The organism is Humibacillus xanthopallidus (assembly GCF_006717145.1).
GTDB classification, from domain to species: domain Bacteria; phylum Actinomycetota; class Actinomycetes; order Actinomycetales; family Dermatophilaceae; genus Humibacillus; species Humibacillus xanthopallidus.
The window spans coordinates 598,460-624,350 of record NZ_VFQF01000003.1; the positions used below are offsets into that span (position 1 = coordinate 598,460).

Sequence of the window (25,891 nt, forward strand, 5' to 3'; positions counted from 1 at the left end):
GAGTGGCCGCGCCGCCCCACGAGTCCCACGCGAGCCGCGTTCGCCGTGTGACGACGGGGCCACTCGAGTGGGGAGTTGGTCGGGCCGCCCCCGCCCCGCCAGCCCCATCGGCTGTCGAGTGGCCGAGCCGCCCCACCAGTCCCACGCGAGCCGCATCCGCCGTGTGACGACGGGGCCACTCGAGTGGGGGAGGGGTGCTTCGTCAGGCGGTGATGCGCAACGTGGAGGTGCGGTCGGGGCGAACGATGACCTCGATGCGGTCGGCGACGCGTGACTTCAGCTCGGTCACGTGACTGACGATGCCGACGGTGCGGCCGCCCTCGCGAAGGCCCTCGAGGGTGTGCATGACGTCGTCGAGCACGTCTGGGTCGAGGGTGCCGAAGCCCTCGTCGACGAAGAGCGTGCCGAGGTCGACGCCGCCCGACTCGGCCCGCACGACCTCGGCGAGAGCCAGCGCGAGCGAGAGGGAGACGTAGAAGGTCTCGCCACCGGAGAGGGTGCCGACGTCGCGCACCTGGTTGGTGTGCAGGTCGTGGACCCGCACACCGAGGCCTGACTTGGCGTTGCCCTTCTTGGCGTCGGTGTGCTCGAGCGTGTAGCGGCCCCCGGAGAAGCGGGCGAGCTCGGCGTTGGCCGCCGACAGCACCTCGGTGAATCGCCGGATGAGGACGTACTTCACGAGGTCGAGGTTGAGCTGGTTGTCGCCGTTGCCGGAGACGAGCTGACCGACCCGCACGGCGTCGGCCGTGGCGGCGATGACGTCGGCGTTGCGGGCCAGGGCCTCGTGGATGTCGGCGACGTGGCCTTTGGTGCGGGCCACCTGGGTGCGCAGGCTGCCGTGCTCGTGGGTGGCGGCCTCCATCTCCTTTTTCGCGGCCTTCTCGAGCTCGGTCATCTGGTCGATGTCGTCGAAGAGGGCGTCGAGCTGCACGTCGGCCAGCTCAGGGCCGGTGAGACCCGCGCGCACCTGGGTGCAGGCCGTCTCGAAGTCGGCGATCTCCTTCTCGCGCATCTTGATCCACTCGAGGGTGCGGTCCGCTGCGAGCCACTCGGCGACGTCGTCGAAGCCGGCGGCCGCGAGGTCGGCGTCGCGCGCCAGCTCGTCCTCGGCCACGGCGGCTGCGGCCACCTCGCGCTGGCCGATGGCGTCGATGAGCTCGTCGACGCGGGTGGCTGTCGCCGCCAGCTCCGTGCGCCGGTCGGCCACGGTGTCGTGGCCGTCGCGCGCCTCGTCGACGGTGGCGCGCTCGCCCGCGATGCGCTCCTCGAGGTCGGCGACGGCCTGCTCGAGCCGGGCGATCGTGGTCTCGAGCGCCCCACGACGCTCGGCCAGGGCAGCCTGGGTCGACCTCAGCTCGACGAGGCGAGCCTCTGCACGGGTCACGTCGTCGCCCGCTCGCACGGACGACTCGAGCGCTGTGGCTGCGGCTTCGGCGCGCTCGCGGGCGGCCTCGAGCGAGAGCCCCCCGGCCGCGGCCGCGAGGGCGGCCACCTCGCCGCGCAGGTCGGCCAGCGCGTCGACCCTGCGCGCTGCGACGGCTCGCAGTGCCTCGACCCGCTGCTCCTCCGCCTGAACTCGCTCCGGGGTGACGGCGTCAGGGGTCGGCCGCGCGGGGGCCGGGTGCTCGAGCGAGCCGCAGACGGGGCACGGGTCGCCCTCCGTGAGAGCGAGGCCGAGCTCACCGGCAATGTCGTCGATGCGCGCCTGCCGCAGCCGGGCGAGGTCGAGCTCGGCCGCCCGCACGGCCTCGAGCGCCTGCCCCGTGCTCTGCTCCAGGGCGGCGACGCGCGCGCGTGCCGTCGCATGGCCAGTGGCCGCCTCGAGGACCGTCTTGGCCCGGGTGGCCTCCGTCGTGCGGCTCTCGAGCAGGGCGTGCAGCCGGCGAGCCTCGGTCAGCGCCCGCTCGTGCGCCGCGATCGTGTCGGGGAGAGCCTCCACCTCCCGGGTGGTGGCGGCCAGCGTCGTACGCGACCGGGCGAGATCCGCCTGCTGGCGCTGGGCCTCGATGAGGCGGCCGGCCAGGGCGGTCTCCAGCGTGATGGCTCCGTCGAGGGACCCGATGACCTCACGTGAACGGGTCGCATTCGCACGCAGCGTCTCGAGGGTGGCGTCGCGCAGGGCCTCGTCGACGTGTGACCGGGCCAGCCGCAGCGCGCCCTCGGCTCGCTTGAGCGCGCCCTCGGAGATGGCCAGCGTGCGCACCGCACCGACGACCGGCTTGGCCTGTCGAGCGCGTTCGACCTCGGCCCGAAGCTGCGTGAAGTGGACGGCGCGCTTGCCGAGCGTCTCGTCCTCGCGCTGGAGGGCGAGCAGGCGCTCGCGGCGCTGCATGCGCAGCCGCGCGTCGCCGACCATCTCTGCCATCTGGCGGTGGGCGTCGATCGCCTCACGGCTGCGCTTGCCGGCGTGGCGTTCGCGCGTGGCCAGCTCGTCGACGACCTGGGCCAGCTCTGCGGCCAGTGTCTCGGGGGCGGAGCGGCTCAGCTCGACGAGCGCGTCGCGGCGCTCGGTCTCGAGCCCGGCCGAGACGGCGAAGGCCTGCACGGCCATGCGGATCTCGTCGACAGCCGACTGCCGGCGGCCCTGTGCCACTCGCCCGGCCTCGACGATCTCGTCCTGGACCCGTCGGAAGAAGGCCGTGCCGAAGACCTTCTCGAGCAGCTTGCCCTTGTCTTCGGAGCGGGCGCGCAGGAAGGTCGCGAACTCACCCTGCGGCAGGATGACGGTCTGCACGAACTGGTCGCGGGTCAGCCCGACGGCACGGGTGATCTCGTCGTCGCAGTCGCCGATGGAGGTCGACAGCAGCTCGCCGCCGAGGAGGTCGTCAGGGGTCGCGACCCGCCAGAGCTTGATCGTCGGCTGGGCCACGGTCGTTCCGGCCCCGCGCGACTTGGGTCGCTCGAAGCGCGGCGTGCGCTGCACCCGGTAGATGCCCGACTGGGTCTCGAAGACGAGGGTCACGACGGGCACAGTGCGCGGGTCGGCGTGGTGGGAGTGGATGCGCTCGACGTCGGCGGAGGCCTGGGCCACCTTGCCGTAGAGGGCGAACGTGATCGCGTCGATGATCGTCGACTTGCCCGACCCGGTGGGGCCCTCGAGCAGAAAGAGGCCGGCGCGCCCGATGGCGGAGAAGTCGATGCTCTCGGTGCCGGCATACGGCCCGATGGCGGTCATCTCGAGGTGGTGCAGCTGCATGATCAGGCCACCTCCTGCGACTCCGCGAGGTGCTGCGCGGTGGTCGCGGCCTCGTAGCCCGCCTCGAAGACGTCGACCTCGCCCTCGCTTGCCACCGTCTTGGTGACGTAGGCGATGAAGTCGCTGCCGAGCTCGCGCGGGTCGCGCTCGCTGACGACCGTCGTGCCGCCCCGACCGCGGTCGATGGCGCCATCGGGCTCGTGGAAGACCTGGAGGGCGTGCGGGAAACGCGACCGGACGCGGTCCATGAGGGAGTCGGGGCGCACCCGGTCGGTGACGGTGACCCGGACCCAGGACGTCTCGTCGGCGGCGTGCTCCGGCGACTCGAGCAGCTCGTCGAGCCGGCCCCGCAACGTGGCCATCGGACGCGGCTGCTCGATCGCGACGGGGGTCACGACCGCCGGGCCCTCGGCGGGCAGGTCGACGAGGAGCACCACCTTGGTGTGGTCCTGCTCGGAGAAGGAGTAGCGCAGCGGTGACCCGCTGTAGCGGACCACCGAGCCCTCCGCCGACTCGGGTGACTGCGGGCCGTGCAGGTGGCCGAGCGCGGCGTAGTCGACGCCGGCGAAGACCGTGCCGGCGACCCGGTCGACCCCGCCGACCATGATCGAGCGCTCGGAGTCGCTCGGCTCGGCTCCGGCGACGAACGCATGGGCGAGCACGACGCTCCGCACCCCGTCACGCGCCGCGAGGTCGCCCCGGATCAGCTCGCACGCCGCGCCGACCACGGCCTGGTGAGACCGTGGCAGCACGTCACCCGAGCCGGCCAGCGCAACTCGCGCATGGTCCGGGTCGAGGTAGGGGATGCCGTAGATCGCTGCCCGCACCCCGTCGCTGCCCTCGAGCAGCAGGGGCAGGTCGAGGGCGCCCAGGTCGGTGATCATGCGGATGCGGTCGCGGAAGAGGGCCGACCCGTAGCCGAGGCGGATCGCCGAGTCGTGGTTGCCGGAGGTGACGACCACCGTCGTCACGGCCGAGAGCCGCGACAGGGTCCACTCGAAGAGCTGCACCGACTCGACGGGCGGCACGCCCCGGTCATAGACGTCGCCGGCAACGAGGACGGCGTCGATGGGGATGCCGTCGGGCGGGTCCTCGACGAGTTCGCAGATGCGGTCGAGCACGGCAGACTGCGCCTCGTGGAGGTTCACGCCGTGGAGCGTGCGCCCGAGGTGCCAGTCGGAGGTGTGGAGCAACCGCATGCCTCGACGGTAGGACCCCGCGCCGACACCCTCCCACCCGACACCCCGTCGGCGACCCGGGTGAGTCGCATCTGCGTCACCACGGCCACGACCGTCGGTGGCCGCACCTACCGTGACCGGATGACCAGGCCACATGTCGTCGTCTACAACGAGGTCAGCATCGACGGTCGCGTCGTCGGCTTCGACACCGACCCGTCGCGCTACTACCGCCTGGGTTTCCGCTGGCGCAGCGGCGCGATCCTCATGGGCAGTACGACCGCGCTCGCCTTCGGACCGCCGGAGCCCGTCGCCGAGGAGCTGCGCGCCCTCCCGCCGCCCGATCGGCTGCCCGTGGTGCCCGGCTTCGAGTCCCTCGTGACCGAGCCACGACCTCTTCTCGTCGTGTCTGACAGCCAAGGCATCGTGCGCTGCTGGCAGCACGCGCTCGCCCAGCCCTGGTACCGCTCCATCGTCGTGCTCGTCTCGCGCAGCACCCCGGCCGACTACCGGCGCTACCTCGATCGCCGCGGCATCGAGCACCTCGAGGCGGGCGAGCACCGCGTCGACCTCGCGCGCGCCCTCGAGCGCCTCGCCACGACTCACGGCGTGAGCGCGGTGCGCACCGACGGCGGCGGTGCGCTCAACGGCGCTTTGCTGACAGCCGGACTGGTCGACGAGATCGCCCTCCTGCTCGACCCGGTCATCTCGAGCGACCCGGACGGGCAGCGGCTGGTCACGCTGCCCCACCCGACCGCGCCGGGCGGCATACGCCTCCGCCTGACCGACGTCGAGCGCCTCGACGACGGCGCGCTCCTGCTGCGCTACGCGACGAACCCCCGAGCTGGTCCGCCTACTGGCTGAGCTCGAGATCCATCCGCTCGAGGAGGGACTCGAGGGCCTCCTCGAACTCGATCTCGACACGGTCCTTCTCCAGCTGCAGGGCCAGGCGAGCGAGCGTCGGGAAGCCTTCGAGCGAGAGTGCCGCGTCGTCGTTGGGCACGGGTGCAGACCCCTCGTCGAGAGGCGTCTCGGGTCCGGAGAACTGCGCCCCCCGGGATGCCGACTCGAGCAGCAGGTGGCCGAGCAGGAAGCTCGTGAAGGTCCGATAGGCGCGCACCGCCTGGGCCTCGGTGAATCCGCGGCGCAGCAGACCGTCGAGGAACTCCTCGACGACAGCGAGGCTGCGCAACGGCGGCCGCAGCCAGGGGGCCGCGGGGTGCCGGGTGGCGATGAGCGGGAACGCGAGCGGGTGGTCGAGCGCGAGCTGGCGCACGTTGTGCGCCATCCACTGCAGGAAGGCCTGCCACCCGTCGGCCGGCTCCATCCTCGCGCCCGGGTCGATCTCGAGGCTGGAGACAAGCCGGTCGACGACGCCCTCCAGGAGGTCCTCGCGGCCGTTGACGTAGCGGTAGAGCGCCATCGCCTCGACCCCGAGGCGGGTGCCGAGGCGGCGCATGGTCAGTGCGTTGACGCCCTCGCTGTCGACGAGGGCTATCGCCTCGTCGATGATCCGGTCGCGGCTGAGCCGTTGATCGGCGCCGCCCGCACCTCGCTGACGTCGGCCTGTGCCCCCCTCATCCCCACGGGTCGTGTCGGGGCTGATGCCTCCGGGGCTCGGCATGGGTGCTCCTTCGCCGCTGAGAGTCGGTGCGTCCCCCATCATGCCCGCGGCCAGCGCGCCTCGTGCGGTGCAGGGGCCGTCATAGCAGGGCCGTCATGCACGCAGCCGGGAGGGTTCCCTGCGAGGGACCTCTCCCGGCTGCGGACGTGCGGCGGAGGTGTGGCGGAGTGTTGGCGGGGGTCAGTACTGGCTCTGACCACCGTCGGCCGGGCGGTGGTCGCCTCGGTAGTCATCCGTCTCGAACGAGGTGGTGGGCGTGGCGCTGAAGGACGTGGTCCGCACGCCTGCGACGTCGGACCGGTCGTGGTAGAAGTCGTCGGCGGCCTGGGCCTCGTCACGCTCGGACGTGGCGGTCGCGGAGCCGTCGTAGCGGGCCTTCGCCTCGCGGGCCTGCTCGCCGACGCTCGGCGCCTGACGGACCTGCTCGCGGATGCGGCCGCTCTCCTCGGAGAGGGTGTGGAGGTACTGCTCCCACCGAGCCTGCATCGGCTTGATGAGCCCGCCGCCGACGCCGACGATGAGCACGCCGGCCACGGTGGCGAGCACCGCGATGAGGACGGGCATCGTGACGGTGGTGGCGATGCCGACCTGGTTCAGGGCCGCGATGATGCCGAGCGCGAGGATGAAGACGCTGGCGATGTTGGCGAGCACCTTGCCGTAGGAGAGGCCGCCGAGGGTGTTGGCGATGAGTTCGCGCACCGCGGCGGCGATCGCCGCTGCCACGACGACGATGACGATCGCGACGATGGCCTTGGGCAGGAAGGCGATGACACCGCTCAGCAGGTCGCTGATCGGGTTCGGCCCGAAGATGCCGAAGGCGAGCTGCAGGACGAAGAGCAGCAGCGCGTAGTAGACGATCTTGCCGACGATCGACGACGCGTCGTACTGGCTATTGGCGAGCGCCTTCTTGATGCCGCCGCGCTCGACGGCCCGGTCGAAGCCGACGCGCTCGAGGATCTTGTCGACGGCCTTGCCGATCGCCTTCGCGATGAACCAGCCGATGAGCAGGATGAGCAGGAACGCGACGAACTTGGGTACGAACAGCGCCACGGATCGCCAGAGATCCGTCAGTGCCGTGCTGATGCTGTCCACGCGGGACTCCTTCGTTTGCAGGGTGTTTACGTTGTAAACCACAGTCGGTGCATACCTACCCGTCCTGCGCGAAACGGAAACACCACCACTGCGGTATGCCGTGAGCCCGCCTTCCACACGGAAGGCGGGCTCACGGCATACCGGCCCGAGTGCCGGGGTCAGCGGGCCGTCACGGCCCGGATCACGTCGTTGAAGTAGACGTCAGCCGCGTTCGGCGACATCTGGAAGTCGCCCTTCTGGTTGCCGTCCTCGTCGAAGATCAAGACCGCGACCCCGTAGTCGTACACCTCCACGTTGAGGTTCCCAGCCTTGAACTTCCCGTTGGAGGAGTAGTCGAAGAGCGGGCCGTATGCCTGCCGGTCGTAGGCGTAGCGGTCGGTCTCCCACAGGCAGGGCCCGTTGTCGGTCGGGCACTTGTCGCGTCCGATCACGGTCCCATCGGGCAGCACGCGCTGCTCGGCGTAGCACGGCATGGCACGGGACGACCCGTGGTCGACCTTGATCATGAGCCGCCGTCCGGCGGGCTGGCTCACCGTGTAGTTGTCGGCGTTGACCAGCAGCAGCACCTTGTCCGTGGGATCCGGTGCCGGGATCGTGTACCACTCCTGGCCCTCCTCGGTCTCACGCATGCCCACGAGCTGGCCGGCACGCAGCAGGTCGTAGGTCGCCGTGCAGCTGAACTGGCCGGAGACGTTCACTCCGCCGAGGCGGTTGACCAGCACCCGGTCGACGGTGACCCAGTCACCGCCCGTCGCCGCACCGGTGGCCGGCGCCGCACCGGTGGCCGGCGCCGCCGCCAGCAGGGCCAGCGCGGCCGCCGCCATCGTGGCCAGGATCCTCCGTCGTGTCCTCATCGCCATCACCCTCCGGACGGGGCGGCGGGCGTCGTCCTCTGCGGCGCGTGGGCCGGCCCTCACTCCCATCCTCGGGAGGCCCGGTCGAGCCACAAGTGCCGATGGTCCCGCTCCGGCACCAGCCCGGCGCACACGCCACCACCCCGGTATGCCGTGAGCCCGCCCTCCACGTGGAGGGCGGGCTCACGGCATACGTGGGTGCAAAGACGACTCAGTCGGGGCGCTTGACGAAGCCGAGGAGCAGCGAGACGAAGGTGATGATGAGCGAGCCCCAGATCGCGTCCCAGAAGAACTCGTTGACGTGGAACGCGAGGTTGAACTGACCCGCCAGCCACGACGTGAGCTGGAGCATCGCGGCGTTGAGGATGAAGATGAACAGCCCCAGCGTCAGGATGATGAAGGGCAGCGAGAGCAGCGCGGCGATGGGGCGCACGAGCGCGTTGACGACACCGAAGATCAGGGCGACGATCGCGACCGTCCAGAAGGTCGAGCTCGTCGACTGGCCGGTGCCGAAGGTGATGCCAGGGACGGCCCACGCGGCCACCCAGAGGGCGATGCCGTTGATGACGGTCTGGATCGCGAAGTTGACGAGCATGGGCTCAGTCTTCCACGGGCACCGAGGCACCCGGGGGAAGCCCGGGGTGCTCGTCGCCGGGGATGCGCGGCTGGAACATGCGGTTGAGGCGCAGCAGGTCGGGCTCGACGACCTTGAGGGTGCCGACCGCCTCAGCGACGGGCACGCGCCCGATCGCGCCGTTGATGAGCGCCACCATCTGGCCCCAGTCGCTGTCGAGGGCGGCCTCGACAGCCGCGACGCCGAAGCGGGTGCCGAGCACCCGGTCGAAGGCGACGGGCGAGCCGCCGCGCTGGATGTGGCCGAGCGCCGTCATCCGGCTCTCGATGCCGGTGCGGCCCTGGATCTCGCGGGCGAGGATCGAGCCGATGCCGCCGAGGATCTGGTGGCCGTACTTGTCGATCTCGGGGGCGGGGATGTCCATCGTCCCCTCCTTGGGCGTCGCACCCTCGGCGACGACGATGATCGTGGCGAAACGGCCCTTCTTGTGGCGGTCGACGATGCGGGCGCAGACCTCCTCGATGTCGAAGGGCTCCTCCGGCACGAGGGTGATCGCGGCGCCGCCGGCGAGGCCGGACCAGATGGCGATGTGCCCGACGTGCCGCCCCATGACCTCGACGACGAGCACGCGGTGGTGGCTCTCGGCGGTCGTGTGGAGGCGGTCGATGGCGTCGGTGCAGATCTGCACGGCCGTCTGGAAGCCGAACGTCATCTCGGTGAGGCTGATGTCGTTGTCGATCGTCTTCGGCACGCCGATGACGGGGAAGCCCTCCTGGTGGAGACGGCTGACCACGCTCATCGAGCCTTCGCCGCCGACGCCGATGATGGCGTCGAGGCCGTGGCGGTCGTAGGCCTTGCGCACGAGCTTGAGGCCGTTCTCGTGGGCGAAGGGCTGGTCGCGGCTCGTGCCGAGGATGGTTCCGCCGAGCGGGAGGATGCCGCGGCAGCGGTCGACGTCGAGGAGCTCGTAGTCGTTGTCCATGACGCCCCGCCACGCGTTGCGGAAGCCGATCACGGTGCTGTCGTAGGTGACTTCGGCGGCGCGGGTGGCGCCACGGATGACGGCGTTGAGACCGGGACAGTCCCCGCCCCCGGTGAGAATGCCGATGCGCATGGAGTGGACTTTCGTCTGTGTGGGCATGAGGAAGATGTCGACGCGGCGCTGGTTCGACGCTGTGAGCCTAGCCACAGTCGGGGTCCGGCGTCAGGACCGCGTCCATGGGGCGGGCGTCGCCGTGGACACCCCTCTAGAGTTCGGGTATGAGCGACGCCGCCGAGAGTGTGACCGAGAGTGCACCGCCGAGGGAGGTGACGGGCGCCCCCGAGGCCGCCGTCCGGCTCCGCGAGGTGCTCGGTCGGATGCCCGACTACAAGCCCGGCAAGGCGGCCGCGGCTCCTCCGGGCGTCACCGCCTACAAGCTGTCGTCCAACGAGAACCCCTACGGTCCGCTGCCGTCGGTGCTCGCCGCCATCGGCGACGGCGCGACGACGATCAACCGCTATCCCGACATGGCGGTGACCGCCCTGACGGAACGGCTCGCCGCCGCGCTCGACGTGCCGGTGGAGTGCCTCGCGACGGGCACCGGGTCGGTCGCCGTGCTCGCCCAGATCGTCGCCGCAGCCTGCGACGCCGGCGACGAGGTCGTCTTCGCGTGGCGCTCCTTCGAGGCCTACCCGATCGTCACGCAGCTCGCCGGGGCCAAGCCCGTCATGGTGGGCCTCGACGCCGAGGCACGCCACCGCCTCGACGCGATGTTCGCGGCGATCACGGACCGGACGCGGGTCATCCTCGTGTGCACGCCCAACAACCCGACCGGGCCGTGCGTCCGGCAGGACGAGCTCGAGGCCTTCCTCGACAAGGTGCCGAGCGACATCATCGTCGTCGTCGACGAGGCCTACGTGGAGTTCGTCCGCGACCCCGAGGCGGTGCGCGGCCTCGAGGTCTGGCGCCACCGCCCCAACGTCGTCGTCCTGCGCACCTTCTCCAAGGCCTACGGTCTCGCCGGCCTCCGCGTGGGGTATGCCGTCGCGCACCCTCCCGTCGCCGCCGCCCTTCGCAAGACGGCCACCCCGTTCGGGGTGAACTCCCTTGCCCAGGTCGCGGCGATCGCGTCGCTCGATGCCTTCGACGAGCTGTCGGAGCGGGTCGACTCCCTTGTCGCAGAGCGTGATCGGGTCGTACTGGCCCTCGCCGACCAGGGGTGGAAGCTGCCCCGCAGCGACGCCAACTTCGTCTGGTTCCCGCTCGGCAGCGACTCCACCGCCTTCTCGCACGCGTGCCAAGAGGCCGGGCTCATGGTGCGGCAGTACGGCGACGACGGGGTGCGCGTGACCATCGGTGAGGCAGAGGCGAACTCGCGCCTCATCGAGGTCGCAGCCGCCTTCGGCGCCCGCTGACCTCGGTCGACGCAGGCGCGACGGGGGTGGCGAAGGTGGCGAGCGATGGCGGGGGCGCCCGACTGATGCGCGACCGGCTGCTCGGCGGCGTGAGCTCGGCTCGGCCGGTGCCCGGTCGCTGGCAGGCCGGGGCGGTCGCGCTGCTCGGGGTCGCCCTCTCGGCGCCTTCCGTCGTCGCGCCCACCTGGGTGCAGGCGGTCGCCGACCGCGAGCGTGGCGACCTCCTCTCCGGGCAGTCGCAGTGGAGCTGGGGCCGGGTCGAGCTCACCGGTCTCACCGGCGTCGAGCTCGGGCTCGTCCCCAACCCCGTCGGTCTCGCCGTGGCCGTGACCCTGCTCGTGCTGGCCGTCGTCGCCGTCGCGGTCTGGGTGCTCTCGCGTGGTCCGCGGCTGGTCCTGGCACCGATCGCACTGGCGCTGCTGGCCGGTCGCCTGCTGACCACCTCGGCCGAGCGGCACGGACGCGCGTTTCGCGACGTCATCGCGAGCGAGGCCGGCCTCACCGTGACCAACGGCTCCACGACGGCCGGATGGCTCGAGACCGCCGCGGCCGGAGTGCTTGTCGTGGCGCTCGCCCTCATGGTCGTGCGGCTCGTCGCAGACTTCTGCCCCCGCCTGCCGGCTGACGCGGAGGGTCCGGAGGGCGAGGAGCCCACCGGACGGCATCCGGACGCGGTGGCAGCACGAGCTGGCCTGCGGCCCAAGGGTGCTCGCCTGTCGGGCCCCGAGGTGGGCTTGACCGACGAGGAGGGTCGATGAGCGCGGTCGCGCGGTGGCGTGAGGTCGAGGGGCATATGCCGTTCGTCCGGGGGCGCCTGCCGGCCGCGGTCCCGGCGGTGCTGGGCGCCGTGCTCGCCGCCGCGACGATCATCTGGCCGGTGATGCGGATCTCCCAGCCCATCGGCCCGGACGGGCCCTCTGCCTACTTCGCGCAGCAGATGTGGAGCTGGGGTCGCTACTCGATCGAGGGGGCCGACCTCGACCAGGTGTCCGTCACCAACGTCGCACCTGCCTACTGGCTCGGCCTCGCCTGCCTGTCGGGCCTGCTCGGTGGCCTGACCTGGCTGCTCCGCCGGGGCCCGGACGGGCGCGCGCTCGGGGGAGCCGGCGTGGCGTTCGCCCTGGCCGTCGTCGGGGGCTCGCTGCTCGAGCGGCTCGGCACCGTCGCCCTCTACGAGATGGCGGAGACGGGCCTCGAGCTCGAGACGCTGCCGGCGGGGCGGGTGGAGCTGGCGGCTGCCGTGCTCCTGCTCATCGCCCTGGTGCTCATGGTGTGGCGCCCCGTGCTCGGCCTGGCTCGGCAGCTCGTCGCGGTCGCCGGCCGGGTGGCGGCGCGCGGGCGGCAGCGTGCGGACGAGGACGAGGATGCGGAGCGGGAGGCAGCCGGACGGGCGCCGCGGGTCGGCACGGCCGTGCTCCGGGACGCAGGAGCGTCGAGCGCCGATCGCGGTGGCGGGCCGGGTCGTGAGCGCAACGCCGGCGTGGGCTTCACCGACGGCGCGACTCCTGAGGACCGCTTCCGACCCCCGGCGGGCTGACGGCGCGCGCGCCCTGTCAGGCAGGGCTGCCGGGCAGCAGGGCGTCGGCGGGGCGCTCGCACTCGAGGGTCGCGAGCACGCTGGCCCACCGGCCGCGTCGCACGTCGACCCGCCAGACCGGTGCGGTGCCGAGCCGGGTGGCGATGGCGCGGGCACGCCGCAGGTGCACGTCGTGGCCCGTGCGGCAGTATGCGTCGAGCTCGCCGTGTGCCCGCGTGACCCCTTCGTCGGGCCGGGGTGCCGTCGGCAGTGAGCCGCCGGCGCGCAGGGTCCACACCGCCGCCAGGTCGTGGGCCGTGACGTCGCCCGAGAGGTCGGCGACGCGCTGGAGGAACCAGGCGGCGTGGGCGGCCTCGTCGGGGTCGGCGCCCTGCCAGACTGCGCCGTCGACCTCGAGCGCCTCGACAGCGCGGCGGAGCTCGGTCTCGGGGTGGGTGCCCTCGTCGGCGACGGCTACGAGGCCCGCCCGGGCAGCGCCGCTGCTCGCCCGGGTGTCGCCGTTGCTCGCACGGGTGGCCGACGCGAGCGCGTCCCGCAGCGCGGTCGTCGAGGCGAAGCGTTCGGCCGGTGACTTCGCTAGAGCGCGGCGCAGCACCCGCTCGCCCGAGGGCCACGGCGCCGCGCCGACGGCGGCGAAGCGGCGGGGCTCGTCGGCCGTGATGCGGCGCAGGGCCTCCTCGCGCTCGCAGGCGAGGTCGAGGTAGGAGGTGGAGGTGAGGACACGGTGCACGAGCGCGGCGATCGCGTACTGCTCCGATGCCGTGTCGAGCGGAGGCAGGGCTCGGTCGCGGAGGAGGGCCCTGGCGCAGGAGGGGTCGAGCCCCTCGCCGCCGGCCGCCCGGGGGACGGGCATCCCCGGTTCGGCCGTGGCATCGGCCAGCTGGGCCAGCCCGAAGTCGATGACGGTGACGGTGCCGTCGGGGCGGAGCAGCACGTTGCCCGCATGGACGTCGCCGTGCAGGACGCCGCGATCGTGGAGGGCGGTGTAGGCATCGAGCACGGCGACTGCCACGGCGCGCCGGTCGTCGTCGTCGCGGTCGGCCACGGCGAGGTCGACGGGGTCGCCGACGACCTCACTGAGCACGAGCGTGCCTCCGGTCGGCGACGCCTCGCGCCACACGAGCTGGGGCACGTCGGTGCCGGCGAGAGGGGAGAGGCGGCAGAGCGCGGCGACCTCGCGGGCGAAGAGATCCGGTCCGAAGGCCGCGTCGTCGACGATCTTGACGACGACAGCGGTGCCGTCGCACAGCTCCCCGCGCCAGATCTCGCTGTCGCGCAAGGTCCGCAGCCGAGCGGTGATCGTGGCAGGGCCGGCGACCTCGCCGACGCGCTGCCGGTCCTCCATGGCGGCTGCGCTGTCGGACCCGTCGGGCACGAGCAGGTCGGCGTGGGTGAGGGCGACGAGCACGGGGAAGGCGGCCTCGAGGGTCGACACGGGATCGCTCGCCGTCGCCGAGCAGTAGCCGAGGATGGCCTGCGTCAGGGTCGAGGGGGTGCGGAACTGCTCGAGCAGCCGCATCGAGTCCGCGGAGAGCAGCTGGGGCGTCACCCGGCTGCCGCGGCGGGCGAGGAGCACCTCGCCGTGGTCGGGCAGGGCCACGGTCTCGGCGTCGGTCGGCAGGACGTAGCGGACGTCGGCGACGGTCATGCGCAGCTCACCTCGGCTCGGGTCCGTCGCGCTCCGGAGGTGAGGAGGCGACTCGGGGCACCCGTTGCTGTTGTCGGTCGGGTCGGGAATGTTCTTGCAGCAGTGGCCTGCTCGTGGAGCTCGTCGCCCGCGGGGTGCCAGGAGTGCACGTCGAGGCCGTGCTCGGCGAGCCCAGCGAGCGCGTCATCGGCGACCTCGGCAGCGAGGGCATGAGTGCCCAGCTCCGCGCGGCTCGCGCACAGCGCCTCGGCCACCTGACGGCATACGTCGGCGCGCCAGCTCGTGCCGGCGACGTCGCGGCCACGTGACACGATGCCTGTGGCGCCCACCTGGCCGGTGAACGGAACACCCTGTGCCGCAAAGCTCCCCAGCGCCAAGGACAGGGTGGCGGCCACCTTGTCGGCACGCTCGGCGCTCGCGAGGTAGAGCACGATCTTGTCGGCACGGTGCAGACCGGCGAGGTCGGCCCCGACCTTCCACGCCGGCACACCGAGCAACGGGGCGTGCGTGAGGATGACGCCGAGCGTCGTGCCGAGGTCGCACACGGCGGGGCTCACGTAGATCTTGTGCACGAGCGTCGCGGGGTCGACATCGGTGGCCGTCCAGCTGCGCCAGTGCTCCCCGTAGGTGCGCGCGTGCCCGGCCAGCCCAGCACGCGCGGTGCGCTCGGCTGCCGTGACGACGTGACCCGCCCACCGCGGGTCGAGCCGCCCGTCGGGCACGGATCCCCCGGCCCGGTAGAGGAGCGCGGCGAGCGTTGCCGGGTCGCTCGTCGCGACGTCCACCCGTCCGGTGAGCGCCGCGGCCCGCACCACGGCAGCGCGCGTGAGCTCGGCGAGGCGCCCACCGGAGGGGTGTGACATCGGTCAGCCCTTGCCGACGACGGAGGCGACGTAGGCGAGGTCCTCGCCGGTGGCCTGCATGGACTCGATCTGGCGGTTGACGGCATCCAGGGTGACCTGGAGGTTGTCGCGCACGAGCTGCAGGTCGGTCTCCTCGAGACGGCTCCCGGGGAAGACGATCGGCGTGATCGGCGTCGGGATCGTGTAGAGCGTGTTGTCGTCAGCCGGCAGGCCCACCCCGCCGCCTCCGCCACGTCCGACGGCGATGTGCGGTGACAGCGCGGACGCCCGGATGATCGGTGAGGTCTCCGGGATCGTGGGCGGGTTCGTGAGTGGGTCGTGCCAGCGGAACTTCGGCACGCGGTGGACGTAAAGGTCCTTGATGTAGAACCCCATGGTTTGGCTCCTCTGATCGCTGCCACGCCCCCAGTGACCGTGGCGGTGAGGGGAATCCGGATCGGATCACCACCGAGCAGAGGCGCCGCGCCAAGGCGGTGATACGCGGTGGCGGACCCCACCCGCAGGGGTATGCCGTCCGGCTCGGTCGGCGTGACGGGCGCGGTGTGCGTCGTCGGGCTGACGGGGCTGACGGGGCTGGCGGCTTGCAGGGCTGGCGGGAGTTGCGGGGGCTGTCGGCGCTGCGGCATACGGTCTGCGCATGCTGACCACCGTCGCCGTCTCGGGCTACCGCTCGCTGCGCGACGTCGTCGTGCCGCTGCACGGGCTCGACGTCGTCACGGGCGCGAACGGCAGCGGCAAGTCGAGCCTCTACCGCGCGCTGCGGCTGCTCGCTGGGTGCGGGCGCGGTGACGTCGTCGGCACGCTGGCCAGGGAGGGCGGCCTGCAGTCGGCGCTGTGGGCCGGGCCCGCGACCCTCGGCGGTGCACGGCGCGAGGGGCACGCCGTGCAGGGCACGGCGCGCAAGGGCCCGATCAGCCTGCGGCTCGGCTTCGCCACCGAGGACATCGGCTACCTCGTCGACCTCGGCCTGCCGCAGCAGTCGTCTGGGTCGGCCGACGAGGCGGGCGCCTCGGCGTTCCTGCGCGACCCTGAGATCAAGCGCGAGGTGGTGTGGGCGGGGCCGGTCATGCGCCCGGGCTCGGTGCTCGTGCGTCGCCGCTGGGGCCGGGTCGAGACGCGGGCGCCGGTGGGCGCCGACGACGGGTGGGACGACGAGTGGGGCGGCGACGACGAGTGGGAGTCGGACCCTTCCCCGTCCGGCGGTTCGCAGCGCGGCACTGGGGTGGCGGCTCACGGCGCGGCTGCCGGCCCGAAGGCGGCGCAGCGTGGCTGGGTCGAGCTCACCCGGTCGTTGCGGCCGTGGGAGAGCATGCTGACCGAGCTCGCCGACCCCGAGCGGGCGCCCGAGCTCATCCGGGTGCGGCGGATGATCCGGGGCTGGCGCTTCTACGACTCGTTCCGGGCCGATGCCGCGGCCCCGGCCCGCCAGGCGCACGTCGGCACACGCACACCGGTCCTCTCCGACGACGGCCACGACCTCGCAGCCGCCCTGCAGACGATCCGCGAGGACGGCCGCTCGGTGCTCGACCGGGCTGTCGCCGACGCCTTCGACGGCGCGATCCTCGACGTGGCGGTCGAGGGTGGCCGCTTCGACGTCGCCCTGCACCAGCCCGGCATGTTGCGCCCGCTCACGAGCGCCGAGCTCTCCGACGGCACCCTGCGCTACCTGCTGCTCGTCGCCGCCCTGCTCACCGTCGACCCGCCCCCGATGCTTGTCCTCAACGAGCCCGAGACCTCGCTCCACCCCGACCTGCTGCCGCCGCTGGCCCGGCTCATCCGGGAGGCCGCCGAGCGCAGCCAGGTCATGGTCGTGTCGCACTCGGCCGATCTCGTGGCCGAGCTCGGCGTCGACTCCACCGGTGACGACGAGGAGGCCGGTGCCGACGACACGGGCGTCGGGCTGGGCACCCCCGCGCACCCCATCACCCTCGTCAAGGACCTCGGTGAGACCTTCGTGCAGGGCCAGGGCCTGCTCACCACCCCGGCGTGGACGTGGGGGAGCCGCCGCTGACACGGCCACCGACCCGAGGCGCACCCCACGTCGGACCACGGGCCGGGCCGGGCGAGCGCGAGGCGACCGGACGGCATACCTGCTGGGCCGGGGCGCCTTGTCGTCCCGCATTGTGAGATTCTCGGGAGGCTCCGGTAAGTTCCGTCCCGAGGACCCGCACGTGTCAGCCGTCACCTCGGCAGCCGCGTGTGACACAGCCGTCGAGCGGGTGATCCCCGCGCGCGGCCCGACCCAGGCCGGCCCACCGGCAAAGGAGCGCCCTGTGAGCGACAAGGTAGTCGCCGAGCTGCACGAGCCGACCCCTTCGGTCGGCGACGGCGGCCCGGACATGATCCAGCTGCTGACCCCGGAGGGGCAGCGCGTGTCCCACCCCGACTACGACAAGTACGTCGCGGACCTGACGGCCGACGAGCTGCGGAGCTTCTACCGCGACCTCGTCCTCATCCGGCGCCTCGACGCCGAGGGCTACGCCCTCCAGCGCCAGGGCGAGCTCGGGCTGTGGCCGAGCCTGCTCGGTCAGGAGGCGGCCCAGGTCGGTTCCGGCCGCGCCCTCAAGCCGCACGACTTCGTCTTCCCGACCTACCGCGAGCACGGCGTCGGTTTCGTGCGCGGCATGGACCCGCAGAGCTCGCTGCAGCTCTTCCGCGGCGTCAGCCAGGGTGGCTGGGACCCGGCCGAGCACAACTTCCACCTCTACACGATCGTCATCGGCGCACAGGCCCTGCACGCGACGGGCTACGCGATGGGCATGCGGATGGACGGCAACGTCGGCACCGGCGACCCCGACCGCGACACGGCGGTCATCTGCTACTTCGGTGACGGCGCCAGCTCGCAGGGTGACGTCAACGAGGCATTCGTCTACGCGGCGAGCTTCGACGCTCCCGTCGTCTTCTTCTGCCAGAACAACCAGTGGGCCATCTCCGAGCCCGTCGAGAAGCAGACCCGCATCCCGCTCTTCCAGCGCGCCCGCGGTTTCGGCTTCCCCGGCGTGCGCGTCGACGGCAACGACATCCTTGCGACGTATGCCGTGACGCAGCACTGCCTCGACGAGGCCCGCAACGGCAACGGCCCGCTGCTCATCGAGGCCTACACCTACCGGATGGGCGCGCACACGACCGCCGACGACCCGACGAAGTACCGCGTGTCTGCCGAGGTCGAGGAGTGGAAGTTCCGCGACCCGATCCTGCGCCTCAAGTCCTACCTCGCCCACGAGGGCATGGCCGACGAGGCCTACTTCACCTCCGTCGACGAGGAGGCCGACCGCTTCGCCGCCGAGCTGCGCGAGGGCTGCGTGACGATGAAGACGATGCCCGGCGAGACGATGTGGGACCACATCTACGCCGAGGAGCACCCCGTGATGGAGGCGGAGCGCTCCGCCTACCTCGCCTACAAGGCGAGCTTCGAGGAGGCGAACTGATGGCACTCGAGAAGGTCACCCTCGGCAAGAGCATCACCAACGGCCTGCGCAAGGCGATGGAGGCCGACCCCAAGGTCGTGCTCATCGGTGAGGACATCGGCAAGCTCGGCGGCGTCTTCCGCATCACCGAGGGCCTGCAGAAGGACTTCGGCGAGGAGCGCGTCATCGACAGCCCGCTCGCCGAGTCGGGCATCGTCGGCACCGCGGTCGGCATGGCCCTGCGCGGCTACCGCCCGGTGTGCGAGATCCAGTTCGACGGCTTCGTCTACCCGGCGTTCGACCAGATCGTCAGCCAGGTCGCCAAGATGCGGGCTCGCTCGCTCGGGGCCCTCAAGATCCCCATGGTCATCCGCATCCCCTTCGGCGGCGGCATCGGCAGCCCGGAGCACCACTCCGAGAGCCCCGAGGCGTACTTCGCCCACACCGCGGGCCTGCGCGTCGTCGCGTGCAGCAACCCGGAGGACGCCCACTGGATGATCCGGCAGGCCGTCGCGTGCGACGACCCGGTGATCTTCTTCGAGCCGAAGCGGCGCTACCACGACCGCGCGGAGTACGACACCGCCGCAGCGTCGGCACCGCGAGGGCTCTTCGAGGCCAACGTGATCCGTCAGGGCACCGACGTGACGCTCGTCGGCTACGGTCCGGTCGTCAAGACGATGATCGAGTCCGCCGCAGCGGCCGAGGCCGAGGGCACGAGCATCGAGGTCATCGACCTGCGCTCGCTCTCGCCGCTGCCGATCGACACCATCGTGTCGTCGGTGCGCAAGACGGGTCGCCTCGTCGTCGTCCACGAGGCGAGCAGCTTCCTCGGCATGGCGTCGGAGATCTCCGCGCAGGTGACCGAGCAGTGCTTCTACGAGCTCGAGGCGCCGGTCATCCGCGTCGGTGGGGCCAACATCCCCTACCCGCCCAGCCGGATGGAGGAGGAGTTCCTCCCCGACCTCGACCGCATCCTCGACGGCGTCGACCGCGCGCTCGCGTACTGAGAAGGGCTGCGACACATGGCAATCAAGACGTTCAACCTGCCCGACCCCGGTGAGGGCCTCGTCGAGGCCGAGATCGTGGAGTGGAAGGTCGCCCCCGGCGACACCGTCAAGGTCAACGACATGGTCCTCGAGATCGAGACCGCGAAGTCGCTCGTCGAGCTGCCCATCCCGTGGGCGGGCACCGTCAAGGACCTCCTCGTCGAGGTCGGCCAGACCATCGACGTCGGCACGCCGATCATCTCGATCGACGACGGTCTCGGCGGCGACGACGCCCCCGCGGCCGCACCGTCCATCCCCGGCGAGAAGGCCGCTCCCGCCGAGGGCGCCTCAGAGGCCATCCTCGTGGGCTACGGCGCCAAAGCCGGCGCCACCGCCCGCCGCGCTCGCAAGAACTCAGGCGCAGGTATGCCGTCCGGTCGGTCCGCGCCGCCCGTGTCCCCCGCGGCTGCCCCGGTGGCCGTCGTGACGGCGCCGGTGCAGGCCGCGCCCGTCGTCGCTCCGGCTCCGGCGCAGGCGGCAGACGGTGCTCGCCCCAAGGCCAAGCCGCCGGTGCGCAAGCTTGCCAAGGACCTCGGCATCGACCTCGCCGCCGTCACGCCGACCGGCCCCGACGGTGTCATCACCCGCGACGACGTCAACGCGCACGTCTCGGGTTCGACTGCGCCACAGGCGGACTCGGCAGTGGCTGCGGCACCGGGCGGCACGGCATACCGCGTGCCCTTCGGGTCGGGCGAGCGCGAGGAGCGCATCCCCATCAAGGGCGTGCGCAAGATGACGGCGCAGGCGATGGTCGGCTCGGCGTTCACCGCGCCGCACGTCACCGAGTGGATCACTCTCGACGTGACGAAGACGATGGAGCTCGTCGAGCGCCTCAAGGGCACCCGCGAGTTCAAGGACGTCAAGGTCACCCCGCTGCTCGTCCTCGCCAGGGCCCTCGTCCTCGCGATCCGTCGCAACCCGGGCATGAACGCCACCTGGGACGAGGCGGCCCAGGAGATCGTGCAGAAGAACTACGTCAACCTCGGCATCGCCGCGGCGACGCCGCGTGGCCTCATCGTCCCGAACATCAAGGACGCCCATGCGCTGACGATGCTCGAGCTCGCCCAGGCCATCGGGCAGCTGACGGCGACGGCCCGCGAGGGTCGCACGCAGCCGGCGGAGATGTCCGGCGGCACGATCACGATCACCAACGTCGGCGTCTTCGGCGTCGACAGCGGCACCCCGATCATCAACCCGGGTGAGTCTGCGATCGTGTGCTTCGGAGCGATCCGCAAGCAGCCGTGGGTCGTCACCGCGGTCGACGGCTCCGACGAGATCGCGATCCGGCATGTGACGCAGCTCGCGGTCAGCTTCGACCACCGCCTCATCGACGGTGAGCTCGGCAGCCGCTTCCTGTCCGACCTCGCGGCCATCCTCGAGGACCCGGCCCAGGCCCTCGTCTGGGGCTGACCGCCTCCAACCCCGTCGAGTGGCCAAAACCTGCCGCTCCTCCCACGTCGAGTGGCCACTCTTCGTCGCTCAGCACACGTCGAGTGGCCACTCTTCGTCGCTCAGCACACGTCGAGTGGCCACTCTTCGTCGCTCAGCACACGTCGAGTGGCCACTCTTCGTCGCTCAGCACACGTCGAGTGGCCACTCTTCGTCGCTGAGGGCGCGTCGAGTGGCCACTCTTCGTCGCTCCGGGTTGGCGCGAATCAGCCTGCCGAGGCTCGCCTCACGAGGGCATCCATCGCCCGGTCGGGCAGGAGCCGCCGGGCCGTCACGATCGCCCGGGCGCCGCGACCAGCCGGATAGCGGGCGGCGGGGTTGACGGTCTCCAGGGCCTTGAGCACCTTCTCGGCGACCGCTTCGGGGCCTGAGCTCATCCGCGGGGTGTCGACGCGCTCGAACATGACGGCCATGCGTCGCGCCAGATCCTCGTAGACGGTGCCCACCGACCGCTCGACCATGCCCTCGCGGGCGATGGTGTTCCACTCCGAGATGATCGGCCCCGGCTCGACGATGACGACGTCGATGCCGAACGGCGCCAGCTCGATGCGCAGGCTGTCGCTGAAGCCTTCGACCGCGAACTTCGTCGCGTGGTACCAGGCGCCGAGGGGCTCGTAGATCTTGCCGCCGATGCTTGAGATGTTGACGATCCGCCCGCGACGACGGGTGCGCATGTGCGGGATGACCAGCTGGGTCAGGCGCGCGAGACCGAAGACGTTGACCTCGAACTGCCGTCGGGCTTCGTCGATCGGCACGTGCTCGACGGGGCCGTAGGAGCCGTAGCCCGCGTTGTTGACGAGGGCGTCGATCTGGCCCTGCTCGGTGATGATGCGGTCGATGCCCGCGACCATGGACGCGTCGTCGGTGACGTCCATCGCGAAGGTCGTGACCCCGCGCGACTCAAGGGTGGACATGCGCTCGACACGGCGCGCAACGGCATACACCGTCCACCCGGTCGCCGCGAGGTGGATGGCGATGGACTCGCCGATGCCGGATGACGCGCCGGTGACGAGGGCTACTTTGCTCATCCCGCCACCGTATGCCGCGTCCCCCGGTCACCGTCGAGAGGCCACAGCTTGTCGCGTGGTGACGGTCGAGAGGCCAGTCCTCGTGACGAGAACTGGCCTCTCGACTGTGCGAAAGCGACCAAGGGTGGCCTCTCGACTGTGCGGAGGCGACCAAGGGTGGCCTCTCGACGGGGGGAGGCGACCAAGGGTGGCCTCTCGACGGGGGGAGGCGACGAAAGGTGGCCTCTCGACGGGGTGGGCGTTGTCAGCTGACGGGGACCGGTGCCTCGGTGCGCTCGCTCGTGCGGGTGTTGCCGCCCCCGCGGCCGAGCGGCTCGACGGGCTCCTCGTCGGCGCTCTGCGACATCGTGTCGAGCAGCTCGCGGCCGGCCTCCTCGGGCGTGTGCACCGTGTCGCGCAGAGGCACCTCCTTGATGAAGAGGGCGGCGAGCAGGGCAAGGGCGAAGGGCACGAGACCCCAGACGAAGACGGTGTGCAGCGAGTCGGCGAGACCCTGCTGGACGCCCGTCGCGATCTGCGGGGGCAGCTTTGCGAGGGCTGCCGGGTCGAGCACCGAACCGGCGCTGACCTGCTGACCGGAGGCCTGCATCTGCTCGACTACCGACGCCGGCAGGTGCGAGGCGATGTTGCCTGCCAGACCACTCGTCATGATCGTGCCGAAAACCGCTGTTCCGACAGTCGATCCGACGTTGCGGAAGAACTGGGTCGACGCCGTGGCGACGCCGAGGTCCTTGCGCTGCGAGGAGTTCTGGATGATGAGGGTGAAGACCTGCAGGGCCATGCCGAGCCCGATGCCGAAGACGATCATCGAGAGCGTCAGGTCGAGCTGGCTCGAGCCGTAGTGCAGCTGGGTGAGCAGCCAGAAGCCGACACCCATGATGAGGATGCCTGCGATCGTCTGCAGCTTGTAGCGGCCGGTCTTGGTGATGACGAGACCGGAGATGATCGACAGGCCGATCATGGCGACCGACATCGGCATGAGGATGAGGCCGGAGTTGGTGGCCGACGCGCCGAGCACGCCCTGGGCGTAGACCGGCAGGTAGATCATCGCGCCGAACATCATGACCGACACCATGAAGGCCGCGATGTTCGACAGGGTGAAGAGCGAGCTCTTGAAGAGGCGCAGCGGCAGGACGGGCTCGACGGCCCGGCGCTCGACGGCGATGAAGGCGATGAGCGCGACGATGCCGGCGGCATACATGCCGAGGATGGCGGGGGAGCCCCAGGCCAGGGTCGTGCCACCGAGCGAGGTGGGCACGAGCAGCAGGATGAGGGTCATCGAGAGCAGACCGATGCCGGCCCGGTCGATCACCGTCTCGCGCGGGGTGTGCTCGAGGTGGAGGAAGCGGCTGATGCCGAAGAAGGCGACGACCCCGACGGGCAGGGTGATGAAGAAGAGGTAGCGCCAGCCCCAGTTGTCGGTGACGAATCCGCCGACGAGCGGGCCGAGGATCGAGGAGAGGCCGAAGACGCCTCCCATGAGGCCTTGGTACTTGCCGCGCTGACGCGGCGGGATGATGTCGCCGATGATCGTCTGCGACAGCGGCATCAGCGTGCCCATGCCGATGCCCTGGATGGCGCGGGCGGCGATGAGCCACCAGAAGTTCTGGGCGAAGCCGGCGAGGACCGAGCCGGCCATGAAGACGACGAGCCCGCCGAGGTAGAAACCGCGCCGGCCGTAGAGGTCGCTCATCTTGCCGACGATCGGCACGGTGATGGCACTGACGAGCATCGCTGCGGTGGCGAGCCACGAGTAGTGGTCGATGCCGCCGAGCTCGGCGACGATGCGCGGCATCGCGGGCCCGACGATCGTCTGGCTGATCGAGGCGACGAGCATGCCGAGCATGAGCGCGATGAAGATGTTGCGGGTGGGGCGGTCGAGGCCCGGCGCCTTGGCCGACGTGGCCGACGAGGCCGGCGCGACAGCGCCACTCGAGGTGGTCGTTGCGGCAGCGCGGCTGCTCGTGCGGTGGGTGGTGGCGTCCGTGATGGCCCCCTGGGAAGTCTGTGGCATGGGCACCACCGTACGCCGATTGTGCAGTCACTGCAAAATTGCAGAGGGTGCATGTAGCGTGGCACCATGGAGCCATGAGCACGGACCTGCTGACCGACGAGACGTGCGGCCTGCGCGAGCGCAAGAAGCGCGAGACGCGCCGGGCGCTCAACCTTGCCGCCCTCGACCTCGTCGAGGAGAAGGGCTTCAGCGCCGTCACGACCGAGGAGATCGCGGCGCGCGCGGGCGTCAGCGCCCGCACCTTCTTCAACTACTTCCCGTCCAAGGAGGCCGCGGTCATCGGCACGACGGGCGAGGAGCTCGAGTCGTATGCCGCCCAGCTCGAGGAGGTGCGCGACGGGGAGTCTCCGATCGGCGCGCTTCGCCGCATCCTCGCCGGCATGCTCGCCCCGGCCTCGATCGACCGCGAGCTGCGCACGCGGCGTCGCCGCATCCTGCTCGGCGAGCCGTCGCTCGCCCCCGCCCTCGTCGGCAACAACATCCGCATCGAGAACGCCCTGACCGCGGCGCTCGAACGGCGCCTCGGCGTCGCACCCGGCAGCGCCCTCGAGCCCCGGATCACGGTCGCCGTGGCGATCGCCGCCGTCCGGGCCTGCATCGAGCACCAGCAGAACGGCGGCTCGGGCGACCTCGAGAGCAACATCGACGCGGCTTTCGCCCGCATCGCCGTCGGCCTCGGCTGACCCGCGCAACCCCGGCAACCCACGCACGGCCCCAAGCAACCCCAAGCAACCCCAAGCAACCCCGCTACCTGCCCGCCTTGTCGCGCTGTGGGTGAGCTGTCCCACGAGTTGCAGCCCGCAGCGAGAAAGCCGGTATCACCGGCCCCGCGTCCAGACTCCGACCGTGAAAGGCGCCGCACCGGCGCCGAGGCACAGGAGCGCGACATGCAGAGCATGCGTGAGCACGGCGTGGCATCGGGGTCGATCTGGATGGTCGTCCTGGCAGTCGTCGCGTGGAGTGGCCTCGGCCTCGTCGGTGGCCCGCGGGAGGCCCACGGGAGGCCGGCCGCAGCAGCCGCGTCCGTCCTCGACACGACACCCCCGCAGTCGCTCGCCGTCCTCGGTGGGCCGAACGAGGACGGCTGGTACAACGAGGCGACCGACTACGTGTGGACGGCGCAGGACGCCGAGAGCGGGATCTTCTCGTGTCACGGCGGGGCCATCGAGACCGTCGAGTCCGTGGTGCCAAAGACCGTCTACGGGACCTGCACGAACGGAGCCGGTCTGAGCGCCCCCTACGGCGCGTTCTCCTACCGCTTCGACGGCACCCCTCCGACGTTGCACCCCGTCGTGACCCGCGCGGTGGTCACGCGCTTCGGCATCGTCGTGGCGACGTCTCGCGCGCAGGATGCGCTCTCGGGTATCGCGCGGCAGAGCTGCAACGGCAACCGGGCCCTCAGCACCCGCCGCCTCGGGCTGCACACGGTGACGTGCGTCGCGCACGACCGGGCCGGCAACGTCGCGATCGCGACGGTCTCCTACGTCGTCGTCGACCGTCGGCAAAGCCGCGACTGACGCCTGACGCCCCTGAGCCGATCCCGAGCCGATCCCGAGCCGATCCCGAGTCGCGCCATCGCGGCGCCCACCCTCGGTCAGAGCAGGGGCGCGGTCCTCGCCGACGGAGTGTGCTCGACGCAGGTCGTCGCGGTCGGGCGGGCCTCGAGCCGGGCGTCGGGGATCCGGCCGCCGCACACCTCGCACAGCCCGTAGGTGCCGTCGGCCAGCCGCTGCTGCGCGGCCTCGATCTCTTCGAGATGGTGCTCGGCCTGGGTGATGAAGGCCGCGATCTGCGTGCGCTCGTAGGCGATCGTCGACCCCTCCGGGTCGTGCTCGTCGTCGGCGTTCGTCATCTCCGTGGCGTCGACCACCTCGGCGAACTCGCGCCTCAGCGCGGCGAGGCGCTCGACCTCCGTTGCGTGGTCATGGGCGAGGCTCTCACCCTGGGCTGTCGTCATCTCGCTCATGGTCCCCATTCTCCGCTGATC

General features: G+C 71.5%; 23 protein-coding genes. 10 read left to right on the top strand and 13 right to left on the bottom strand.

What is annotated here, in order from left to right:
• Positions 1–202: 202 nt before the first annotated feature.
• A complete protein-coding gene (locus FHX52_RS20785; RefSeq protein ID WP_141824273.1) occupies positions 203–3,196 on the bottom strand; it encodes an AAA family ATPase in 2,994 nt (997 codons plus the stop codon).
• A 2-nt stretch (positions 3,197–3,198) separates the two neighbouring features.
• Entirely contained in the window at positions 3,199–4,395 is a 1,197-nt protein-coding gene (locus FHX52_RS20790; RefSeq protein ID WP_141824274.1) for an exonuclease SbcCD subunit D, read from the bottom strand.
• Positions 4,396–4,515: 120 nt separating this feature from the next.
• Here FHX52_RS20790 and FHX52_RS20795 point away from each other — a divergent pair, with 120 nt between their 5' ends.
• Positions 4,516–5,235, top strand: coding sequence for a RibD family protein (locus tag FHX52_RS20795; protein WP_141824275.1), 720 nt, complete (start codon positions 4,516–4,518; stop codon positions 5,233–5,235).
• Here FHX52_RS20795 and FHX52_RS20800 read toward each other — a convergent pair.
• The 5 genes from FHX52_RS20800 to FHX52_RS20820 form a co-directional block, all read right to left on the bottom strand.
• Positions 5,225–5,995, bottom strand: coding sequence for a TetR/AcrR family transcriptional regulator (locus FHX52_RS20800; protein ID WP_141824276.1), 771 nt, complete (start codon positions 5,993–5,995; stop codon positions 5,225–5,227). The genes FHX52_RS20795 and FHX52_RS20800 overlap by 11 nt on opposite strands.
• Positions 5,996–6,175: 180 nt before the next feature.
• Positions 6,176–7,087: a mechanosensitive ion channel family protein gene (locus FHX52_RS20805; RefSeq protein ID WP_221630674.1), complete on the bottom strand. Its 912-nt coding sequence runs from the start codon at positions 7,085–7,087 to the stop codon at positions 6,176–6,178.
• Positions 7,088–7,245: 158 nt separating this feature from the next.
• Positions 7,246–7,941 (bottom strand): hypothetical protein, encoded by a 696-nt coding sequence (locus FHX52_RS20810; protein WP_141824277.1) that lies wholly within the window; start codon positions 7,939–7,941, stop codon positions 7,246–7,248.
• A gap of 211 nt (positions 7,942–8,152) precedes the next feature.
• Positions 8,153–8,536 (bottom strand): phage holin family protein, encoded by a 384-nt coding sequence (locus FHX52_RS20815; RefSeq protein WP_141824278.1) that lies wholly within the window; start codon positions 8,534–8,536, stop codon positions 8,153–8,155.
• A 4-nt stretch (positions 8,537–8,540) separates the two neighbouring features.
• Complete coding sequence (locus FHX52_RS20820) at positions 8,541–9,629, bottom strand: 6-phosphofructokinase (protein WP_141824279.1); 1,089 nt, start codon at positions 9,627–9,629, stop codon at positions 8,541–8,543.
• Between the two features lie 146 nt (positions 9,630–9,775).
• Between FHX52_RS20820 and hisC the strand changes: the two genes are divergently transcribed.
• Genes hisC through FHX52_RS20835 form a run of 3 tightly spaced genes read left to right on the top strand, consistent with a single transcriptional unit; the run spans position 9,776 to position 12,449 of the window.
• Positions 9,776–10,912 (top strand): histidinol-phosphate transaminase, encoded by a 1,137-nt coding sequence (gene hisC / locus FHX52_RS20825; RefSeq protein ID WP_141824280.1) that lies wholly within the window; start codon positions 9,776–9,778, stop codon positions 10,910–10,912.
• Between the two features lie 35 nt (positions 10,913–10,947).
• Positions 10,948–11,670, top strand: coding sequence for a hypothetical protein (locus tag FHX52_RS20830; RefSeq protein WP_141824281.1), 723 nt, complete (start codon positions 10,948–10,950; stop codon positions 11,668–11,670).
• The gene (locus tag FHX52_RS20835) at positions 11,667–12,449 is read left to right on the top strand and encodes a hypothetical protein (RefSeq protein WP_141824282.1); all 783 of its coding nucleotides are present in this window, start codon (positions 11,667–11,669) and stop codon (positions 12,447–12,449) included. Before FHX52_RS20830 ends, FHX52_RS20835 begins: the two co-directional genes overlap by 4 nt.
• Positions 12,450–12,465: 16 nt before the next feature.
• On the opposite strand, the gene FHX52_RS20840 is transcribed toward FHX52_RS20835, so the two are convergent.
• Genes FHX52_RS20840 through FHX52_RS20850 form a run of 3 tightly spaced genes read right to left on the bottom strand, consistent with a single transcriptional unit; the run spans position 12,466 to position 15,335 of the window.
• Positions 12,466–14,097 carry a phosphotransferase gene (locus FHX52_RS20840; RefSeq protein ID WP_141824283.1) on the bottom strand — a complete coding sequence of 544 codons (1,632 nt, stop codon included), beginning with the start codon at positions 14,095–14,097 and terminating at the stop codon, positions 12,466–12,468.
• Entirely contained in the window at positions 14,094–14,960 is an 867-nt protein-coding gene (locus FHX52_RS20845) for a hypothetical protein (RefSeq protein WP_141824284.1), read from the bottom strand. Before FHX52_RS20845 ends, FHX52_RS20840 begins: the two co-directional genes overlap by 4 nt.
• 3 nt (positions 14,961–14,963) lie before the next feature.
• Entirely contained in the window at positions 14,964–15,335 is a 372-nt protein-coding gene (locus FHX52_RS20850; RefSeq protein WP_141824285.1) for a hypothetical protein, read from the bottom strand.
• Positions 15,336–15,597: 262 nt separating this feature from the next.
• Between FHX52_RS20850 and FHX52_RS20855 the strand changes: the two genes are divergently transcribed.
• The 4 genes from FHX52_RS20855 (at position 15,598) to FHX52_RS20870 (ending at position 20,823) form a co-directional block, all read left to right on the top strand.
• Complete coding sequence (locus tag FHX52_RS20855) at positions 15,598–16,971, top strand: AAA family ATPase (RefSeq protein ID WP_141824286.1); 1,374 nt, start codon at positions 15,598–15,600, stop codon at positions 16,969–16,971.
• Between the two features lie 262 nt (positions 16,972–17,233).
• Positions 17,234–18,388, top strand: a complete 1,155-nt coding sequence (gene pdhA, locus FHX52_RS20860) for a pyruvate dehydrogenase (acetyl-transferring) E1 component subunit alpha (RefSeq protein ID WP_141824287.1) — start codon at positions 17,234–17,236, stop codon at positions 18,386–18,388.
• On the top strand, positions 18,388–19,374 hold the full coding sequence (locus FHX52_RS20865; RefSeq protein WP_141824288.1) for an alpha-ketoacid dehydrogenase subunit beta: 987 nt from the start codon (positions 18,388–18,390) through the stop codon (positions 19,372–19,374). Before pdhA ends, FHX52_RS20865 begins: the two co-directional genes overlap by 1 nt.
• A gap of 15 nt (positions 19,375–19,389) precedes the next feature.
• Positions 19,390–20,823 (top strand): dihydrolipoamide acetyltransferase family protein, encoded by a 1,434-nt coding sequence (locus FHX52_RS20870; protein ID WP_141824289.1) that lies wholly within the window; start codon positions 19,390–19,392, stop codon positions 20,821–20,823.
• A gap of 245 nt (positions 20,824–21,068) precedes the next feature.
• Here the strand turns inward: FHX52_RS20870 and FHX52_RS20875 are convergent, their stop codons facing one another.
• The gene (locus tag FHX52_RS20875; protein ID WP_141824290.1) at positions 21,069–21,890 is read right to left on the bottom strand and encodes an oxidoreductase; all 822 of its coding nucleotides are present in this window, start codon (positions 21,888–21,890) and stop codon (positions 21,069–21,071) included.
• Positions 21,891–22,134: 244 nt separating this feature from the next.
• Complete coding sequence (locus FHX52_RS20880; RefSeq protein WP_281288046.1) at positions 22,135–23,904, bottom strand: MDR family MFS transporter; 1,770 nt, start codon at positions 23,902–23,904, stop codon at positions 22,135–22,137.
• Positions 23,905–23,978: 74 nt separating this feature from the next.
• Here FHX52_RS20880 and FHX52_RS20885 point away from each other — a divergent pair, with 74 nt between their 5' ends.
• Together FHX52_RS20885 and FHX52_RS20890 are read left to right on the top strand one after the other, a co-directional pair.
• Positions 23,979–24,587, top strand: a complete 609-nt coding sequence (locus FHX52_RS20885; protein ID WP_141824291.1) for a TetR/AcrR family transcriptional regulator — start codon at positions 23,979–23,981, stop codon at positions 24,585–24,587.
• 204 nt (positions 24,588–24,791) lie between these two features.
• Complete coding sequence (locus FHX52_RS20890; protein WP_141824292.1) at positions 24,792–25,421, top strand: hypothetical protein; 630 nt, start codon at positions 24,792–24,794, stop codon at positions 25,419–25,421.
• 77 nt (positions 25,422–25,498) lie between these two features.
• Here the strand turns inward: FHX52_RS20890 and FHX52_RS20895 are convergent, their stop codons facing one another.
• Positions 25,499–25,870, bottom strand: coding sequence for a TraR/DksA family transcriptional regulator (locus tag FHX52_RS20895; RefSeq protein WP_141824293.1), 372 nt, complete (start codon positions 25,868–25,870; stop codon positions 25,499–25,501).
• Positions 25,871–25,891 lie beyond the last annotated feature (21 nt).

Bases quoted from the DNA above. Each gene is read 5' to 3' on its own strand.
- FHX52_RS20785 (WP_141824273.1), bottom strand. From the start codon at position 3,196: ATGCAGCTGCACCACCTCGAGATGACCGCCATCGGGCCGTATGCCGGC.
- FHX52_RS20790 (WP_141824274.1), bottom strand. From the start codon at position 4,395: ATGCGGTTGCTCCACACCTCCGACTGGCACCTCGGGCGCACGCTCCAC.
- FHX52_RS20795 (WP_141824275.1), top strand. From the start codon at position 4,516: ATGACCAGGCCACATGTCGTCGTCTACAACGAGGTCAGCATCGACGGT.
- FHX52_RS20800 (WP_141824276.1), bottom strand. From the start codon at position 5,995: ATGCCGAGCCCCGGAGGCATCAGCCCCGACACGACCCGTGGGGATGAG.
- FHX52_RS20810 (WP_141824277.1), bottom strand. From the start codon at position 7,941: ATGAGGACACGACGGAGGATCCTGGCCACGATGGCGGCGGCCGCGCTG.
- FHX52_RS20815 (WP_141824278.1), bottom strand. From the start codon at position 8,536: ATGCTCGTCAACTTCGCGATCCAGACCGTCATCAACGGCATCGCCCTC.
- FHX52_RS20820 (WP_141824279.1), bottom strand. From the start codon at position 9,629: ATGCGCATCGGCATTCTCACCGGGGGCGGGGACTGTCCCGGTCTCAAC.
- hisC (WP_141824280.1), top strand. From the start codon at position 9,776: ATGAGCGACGCCGCCGAGAGTGTGACCGAGAGTGCACCGCCGAGGGAG.
- FHX52_RS20835 (WP_141824282.1), top strand. From the start codon at position 11,667: ATGAGCGCGGTCGCGCGGTGGCGTGAGGTCGAGGGGCATATGCCGTTC.
- FHX52_RS20840 (WP_141824283.1), bottom strand. From the start codon at position 14,097: ATGACCGTCGCCGACGTCCGCTACGTCCTGCCGACCGACGCCGAGACC.
- FHX52_RS20845 (WP_141824284.1), bottom strand. From the start codon at position 14,960: ATGTCACACCCCTCCGGTGGGCGCCTCGCCGAGCTCACGCGCGCTGCC.
- FHX52_RS20850 (WP_141824285.1), bottom strand. From the start codon at position 15,335: ATGGGGTTCTACATCAAGGACCTTTACGTCCACCGCGTGCCGAAGTTC.
- FHX52_RS20855 (WP_141824286.1), top strand. From the start codon at position 15,598: ATGCTGACCACCGTCGCCGTCTCGGGCTACCGCTCGCTGCGCGACGTC.
- FHX52_RS20865 (WP_141824288.1), top strand. From the start codon at position 18,388: ATGGCACTCGAGAAGGTCACCCTCGGCAAGAGCATCACCAACGGCCTG.
- FHX52_RS20870 (WP_141824289.1), top strand. From the start codon at position 19,390: ATGGCAATCAAGACGTTCAACCTGCCCGACCCCGGTGAGGGCCTCGTC.
- FHX52_RS20875 (WP_141824290.1), bottom strand. From the start codon at position 21,890: ATGAGCAAAGTAGCCCTCGTCACCGGCGCGTCATCCGGCATCGGCGAG.
- FHX52_RS20880 (WP_281288046.1), bottom strand. From the start codon at position 23,904: ATGCCACAGACTTCCCAGGGGGCCATCACGGACGCCACCACCCACCGC.
- FHX52_RS20885 (WP_141824291.1), top strand. From the start codon at position 23,979: ATGAGCACGGACCTGCTGACCGACGAGACGTGCGGCCTGCGCGAGCGC.
- FHX52_RS20890 (WP_141824292.1), top strand. From the start codon at position 24,792: ATGCAGAGCATGCGTGAGCACGGCGTGGCATCGGGGTCGATCTGGATG.
- FHX52_RS20895 (WP_141824293.1), bottom strand. From the start codon at position 25,870: ATGAGCGAGATGACGACAGCCCAGGGTGAGAGCCTCGCCCATGACCAC.